At 28.7% G+C, this 6098-nt stretch carries 5 protein-coding genes and 1 pseudogene; 5 read left to right on the top strand and 1 reads right to left on the bottom strand.

All coding sequences use genetic code 11. The features are described from left to right. A pseudogene (locus PSF09_RS11115) lies at nt 1-208 on the bottom strand (esterase-like activity of phytase family protein); the annotation flags it as partial. A 288-nt stretch (nt 209-496) separates the two neighbouring features. On the opposite strand from PSF09_RS11115, the gene xyeA reads away from it, so the two are divergent. The 5 genes from xyeA to PSF09_RS11090 are packed head-to-tail and all read left to right on the top strand — an operon-like array spanning nt 497 to nt 6020. Beyond that, nucleotides 497-652: a XyeA family cyclophane-containing RiPP triceptide gene (gene xyeA, locus PSF09_RS11110; protein WP_272683903.1), complete on the top strand. Its 156-nt coding sequence runs from the start codon at nt 497-499 to the stop codon at nt 650-652. A 46-nt stretch (nt 653-698) separates the two neighbouring features. Then, the gene (gene xyeB, locus PSF09_RS11105) at nt 699-1868 is read left to right on the top strand and encodes a cyclophane-forming radical SAM/SPASM peptide maturase XyeB (protein WP_272683902.1); all 1170 of its coding nucleotides are present in this window, start codon (nt 699-701) and stop codon (nt 1866-1868) included. Then, a complete protein-coding gene (locus PSF09_RS11100) occupies nt 1865-2725 on the top strand; it encodes a hypothetical protein (protein ID WP_272683901.1) in 861 nt (286 codons plus the stop codon). Before xyeB ends, PSF09_RS11100 begins: the two co-directional genes overlap by 4 nt. Nucleotides 2726-2729: 4 nt before the next feature. After that, complete coding sequence (locus PSF09_RS11095; RefSeq protein ID WP_272683900.1) at nt 2730-3947, top strand: HlyD family efflux transporter periplasmic adaptor subunit; 1218 nt, start codon at nt 2730-2732, stop codon at nt 3945-3947. Nucleotides 3948-3950: 3 nt separating this feature from the next. Then, complete coding sequence (locus PSF09_RS11090; protein WP_272683899.1) at nt 3951-6020, top strand: peptidase domain-containing ABC transporter; 2070 nt, start codon at nt 3951-3953, stop codon at nt 6018-6020. Nucleotides 6021-6098: the final 78 nt, after the last annotated feature.

Here is a 6098-nt window from a genome sequence, read left to right as displayed (position 1 = left end):
AAAATAAATTCGTTATCATCCGCTTTATTTGGTTCACGACTGGATGAGAACGGGTAATTATTGTCATTGCCAACAATAATGTGTTCGCTATCAACCACATCAACGTTCTCTATCGTGAAGAATGGGAAGGTAAACACCCCGTCATTTAAGGGTTTCTTGCCATATTATTCGTATCTTTTATATTCATTAAATCAATATAAGCCTGTTTATCTATTACTTTACAGACGTTATATATCTATTAACATTCTGAAAAATTCATTATTCAACCACATTCATTATAAATAATATAATATCATAGTAAAAAACACTTTTATTAATATTAAAACTATTCATATAACACCCTACCTGTTAGAGGTATATTTCAATATTTCATTGTGATGTATCACTAATAAATAAAAATAAATCATCTTTTAATAAAACTTTAATTACACATAAGCTGTATTTTACATTAAATTCAAAAAGCATCAATTCGGTGCCTCGAAAATGGGATAAAATCATGTCTAAGTTAAGTAAAGAGATTAAAGAAAATAATGCCAATGTAAAATTGGCTTCTAATGAAAGAAGCTCTCGTGAAGCATTAGTAAAGTCTATGCTAGAAAGTGTTTCAGGTGGTTGGGTTAACGTTTTTGCACGTTGGGATAAGCAAATATAACTAATCAACGGTAGGGCTTTCCCTACCGTATAGATAAGGAAAGACTATGGATAAAATAAAGCATCTAGAAGTCATCTTAAAAGTCAGTGAAAGATGCAATATTAATTGCACATATTGCTATGTATTTAACCTTGGAAATGAAGTTGCAATAAATTCCAAGCCAATTATTTCCAGTGAAATTATTAATCATTTAGTTGAATTTTTTGAACAAGCAACTACAGAATATGATATTGAGTCAATTCAAGTTGATTTTCATGGTGGGGAACCATTAATGATGGGCAAAAAAAGATTTATAGCAGCCTGTCAAAAATTAATTTCAGGAAATTACAGTAATACTAAGTTATATTTAGCTTGCCAAACTAATGCTATTTTAATAGACCCTGATTGGATAGATATATTTTCTAAATACAGTATAAGTATAGGTGTGTCTATTGATGGCCCTAAGCATATAAATGATAAACATAGATTAGATACAAAAGGTCGTAGTACTTACGATAATACTATAAAAGGCTTTAAATTACTCCAGAACTCTTGGAAAGAAGGAAAACTTAAAGATCAACCTGGAATTTTATGTGTTGCCAATCCTAATGTTAGCGGAAAAGATATATATAGGCATTTTGTTGATGAATTAGAATGTACTAAATTTGATTTTCTCATACCTGATGAAACTCATGATACATGCATTGATCCAACGAATTTATCAGAATTTTACTGCTCTGCTATAGATGAGTTTTTTTTAGATTCAAATAATGACATTTACATTCGTTATTTTCATACAAGTATTCAGTCTATGTTAAAACCTGATTTTACACCAACAATGGGTGTGAGCAAAACTAGTAATGATATAATTGCTTTAACTATTAGTTCAGAAGGAGATGTTTATATAGATGATACTCTTAGAGGGACAAATGACAATATTTTTTCTGTTATTGGAAATATAAAAAACATCAAATTTAGAGAAACATTAAGCTCATGGCAAATGAAAAAATATATGCAAATTAATAGTCAACTACCTTCTGATTGCGTTAATTGCATTTGGAAAAAAACATGCTCTGGTGGTAGGCATATACAGCGATATTCTAAAGCTGACAGTTTTAATAGAAAATCAGTATTTTGCCCTTCAATAAAAAAAATATTAAGTCGAGCTGCATCGCATTTATTAGAATCTGGGGTACCTGAAGAATTAATTATGGATAATTTAGGAATTAAATCATGATTAGAACTTTACTTTCAATTTACTTACTCACTAACTTATCATTTCCAAGTGAAGGTAGTCAATTAGGGGTTTTAAGTTATAATGAAATTGGAATTCCTATCATTAATTTAGAAATAGAAAATAAAAAACTATCATTAATGCTTGATACGGGAAGCAGTGAAGGATTTCATTTAGAAAATAGCAATATAAAAAAAATATTTAACAATGAAAGTTTAGATGTAAAAAATAAAACCCCATATAGATATATAGATATATTAGGAAATGAAAATAATGTGACATCATGGACTGTTGATAAACTATCTATTTCAAATGTAATTTTTAACAATGTCAAAATTGTTGAATTACAACCATGGGGACTTAACATAGGAGAAAAAATAATTCAAACAGAAGTTGTTGGCCTTGGTATTTTTTATGAAAAAAAAATCATTTTAGATTTTAAAAAAAACAAATTAATAATTTTAAAAGATACACCAGAATATACTAAAAATTGGTCATCCTATCCAATAGAGAAAACTGAATCAGGATTGAAAATAACTGCATATGCTCAAAATAAACCATTGAATTTTATTATTGATACTGCAGCCTCACATTCCATTGTATTTTCCAGCAGGCTTCCAAATAAAAACAAACACCTAGGTTGCAATGTAATTTCCTCTGAAGCTTTGAGCTCTGATTGCAATGTACAAAATATCTTAATAAGGGATATTAAAGGCAATATACAGAATGAATATGCTATTGCAATAAACTCTCTTCCTCCTAAAAACATAGAGTTTGATGGACTACTTGGAATGTCATTTATGAAAAATAAAATAATACTGATAGATCTAGCTAAAAAAGTTTTATATATACAGAGTTGATTCTATGAAAAAAAATAAATCTATATTTAGGAGCGAATCTATATTATATAAAGAAAAAACATTAATAGGGAGATACAGTGCATTTCCATCATCTATATTACCAATAGTATTTTTATGTTTACTTTCAACTTTAACCCTTATAGTATTTATATTTTTTTCCAACTACTCCCAGAGAGTATTAGTAAAAGGTAAGATAATATACTCTCCTTCAGCTATAGAAATAACGATTAACAAAAGCGGAATAATAAAGGAGATCAATATAAAGCAAGGAAGTAAAGTAAATAAGGGAGATGCGATAGCATTCGTATCTCACGATGCAAAATACTTCGGAAGTGGAAAAGACATAAAAACAATTGAAATTTCAAAGATAAAAATTGCAGAACTATCAAAAATGGAATCTAGAATAAAAAAAGACTACGATGACGAAGAAAAAAATCTATATGAAAGATTCACCCACAAAGATAGAGAAATAATAGCAATTAAATTAGCCAAGGAAGATGAGTTATTACGAAATGTTAATTTAAAAGAAAGAATGAATTTTTATAAGAGTTCACAAAAAAAAGGTATAACAACCATCCAAGAAAGTATAGGAGCAGAAAATGATTATTTCAACTCATTATTCAAAATAAACAATTATAAAATTAGTATAGAAAGAGTTATTGATGAAAAACTCCAAATAGCAGATGAGATAAAAAAAATAAAATCTAAAAAAAGCCAATTATCAATAAATATAGAACAACAAAAGACAAACTTTCAACAACAGATTATAAATTCAGTTTCTAACCTTGAATCAATTATCACCTCACCTATTGATGGTATTGTTTCTTCTTTAAACATAGTCAATGGACAAAGAATAGAAGAAAATAAAATAATTGCAGTAATAATTCCTAATAATGCGGTCACATTAATAGAAATATTAGCTCCACCTTCTACAAAATCATATTTAAATGTAGGGCAAACCGTTATTATGCGTATCGACTCTCAACCATGGAAATGGTTTGGAAAAATATCAGGAAAAATAATTTCTGTAAGTACCACACCAAATAATTTATCAGAAAATAAGGTTTTCTTTCGTGTATTAGTTACTCCTGATAGTAAATTACTATATCTACCTGCAGGAGTACACGTAAATGCTGATATATTAACCCTAAAGAGACGTATTTGGGAGTGGTTATTCATACCATTAAAATTTAACGTAAACCATATTAATGATAGGGATTGAGTTATGTTTTCATTAAAAAAGAGAACACCTTTGATTCTACAATCCGAGTCCAGCGAATGTGGGCTTGCTTGTTTGGCAATGATTTCAGGTTATTTCGGTAAAAATATAGATATTACATCAGCAAGAAAAATCCATGCTACAACAAATAATGGCATGACATTGCAAGAAGTTATTACAGCTTTTGAAAAAATAAACATGACAGCTCGAGCTGCTAGAATAGAGATTGATGAACTTAAATCATTACGACATCCAACCATTCTTCATTGGAAATTAAATCATTTTATTGTTTTAGTTAAAATAACACCTCATAAAGCTATTATACACGATCCAAGTGTAGGTCGCCGTATTATATCATTTAATGAGTTATCAGATAAATTTACAGGATTTATTATTGAAGCTTGGCCTGAGCAAACTTTTAATAAAGAACCTCTTACTCAAAACATTACCATCTTCTATTTTTTTCATGGTGTTAAAAAATTACTATCTACATTTTTAAGCATACTAATTTTATCTATATTGATAGAAATATTATCAGTCTCTGTACCAATCGCTACACAATTCACTATTGATATATTAGTGAGATCATCAGATCACAATGGAATATTACTAGTTGGAATCATTGTAATATTTGCATTAATAATTAAATCTATGTTTTCTATTCTACGTGCTTCGCTATTACTCAATATGCGTTTCAGATTAAGTATTAAATGGTCAGAGGGTTTTTTTAATCGCTTAATAAAACTAACTCTACCTTTCTTTGAAAAACGACATACCGGAGATATAGCCTCAAGATTTCAATCATTAAATACAATTCAAGATGCTTTTACTGCTAATATGATTGAGTCTCTTTTGGATGTAGTTGTAATAATTATATCTGCTATTATCCTTATTTTGTACTCACCAATATTAGCTGTTGGTCCAATATTAATTAGTATCATATACATAACCATAAGGTTAATTTCATTTTCTAATTATCAATCAACTAAAATCGAGAATATTTTATTTGACTCAATACAATCATCACACTTTTTAGAAACCATTAGGGCAATTAGCACAATAAAGGTACTCAATTTAGAAGGAGTTCGCCGAAGAGAATGGATTAACAATGTAATTAAAAACACTTATACAAAAAATAAATTATTTAAATTTGACCTATTAATCAGTACAATATCCACGCTTTTAATTGGCCTTTCAAATATTTATGTTCTTATTATCGGAGCATTATATTTTGATTCAGAGATGACAATAGGAATATTATTAGCTTCTATACTTTACTCAGATATGATTAGTACACGTACAGTAAAAATCACTAACGCCATTGCTGAATTTTATTTAATATCTATGCATTGTCATAGACTTACTGATATAATTATTTCGCCCATTGAAGATAAAGGAGAAAAAAAATTTCATAACAATACTAATGGTCACCTTAAAATTATAAATCTATCCTACCGTCGTTCTCAAAATGAACCCTTTATTATAAAAAATGTTAGCTTTGAAGTTAATCCCGGAGAAAGTATAGCTATAGTTGGTTTTTCTGGGTGTGGAAAATCAACATTATTACACATATTATCAGGTTTATACCCCCCTACTGATGGAGATGTTTTGATTAATGGAATCAGTATTTCTACAATCGGGAAAAATCAAATTAGGGATCACATTTCTTTTGTAATGCAAGATGATAAGCTATTAGCGGGTTCAATATCTAAAAACATTAGCAGTTTTAATGAAATCATTGACCATAAAAAAATGGTAAAATGTGCAAAATTGGCCTCTATTGACCATGATATTAATACTTTCCCTAGGGGGTATGACACAATGGTTGGCGACATTGGAAATACATTATCTGGGGGGCAAAAACAAAGAATTTCAATCGCAAGAGCCCTTTATCGTGAACCTAAAATTCTATTACTTGATGAAGCAACAAGCGACCTAGACATTATTAATGAAAAAAATATAACTAGTGCTATAGCGGAATTAAAAATAACACGTATTTTTGTTGCACATAGGCCTGAAATGATAAACTCAGCGGACAGAATATATGATCTAAGTTTAAATAAGTGGATTAAATAAAAACATAATATTGTTATCATTCCTATTTTATTTATAGTATCTAAAAATAAATCCTAAACTATAATTATTTAATTTCTC

This window comes from Providencia sp. PROV141 (assembly GCF_028481645.1).
Taxonomy (GTDB): Bacteria; Pseudomonadota; Gammaproteobacteria; order Enterobacterales; family Enterobacteriaceae; genus Providencia; species Providencia rettgeri.
Note: the sequence above shows the minus strand (reverse complement) of the source record. Positions and strands in the feature narration are given on the sequence as shown.

Excerpts from the sequence above, each read along its gene's own strand:
- PSF09_RS11095 (WP_272683900.1), top strand. The coding sequence starts at position 2,730 with ATGAAAAAAAATAAATCTATATTTAGGAGCGAATCTATATTATATAAA.
- xyeB (WP_272683902.1), top strand. The coding sequence starts at position 699 with ATGGATAAAATAAAGCATCTAGAAGTCATCTTAAAAGTCAGTGAAAGA.
- PSF09_RS11090 (WP_272683899.1), top strand. The coding sequence starts at position 3,951 with ATGTTTTCATTAAAAAAGAGAACACCTTTGATTCTACAATCCGAGTCC.
- xyeA (WP_272683903.1), top strand. The coding sequence starts at position 497 with ATGTCTAAGTTAAGTAAAGAGATTAAAGAAAATAATGCCAATGTAAAA.
- PSF09_RS11100 (WP_272683901.1), top strand. The coding sequence starts at position 1,865 with ATGATTAGAACTTTACTTTCAATTTACTTACTCACTAACTTATCATTT.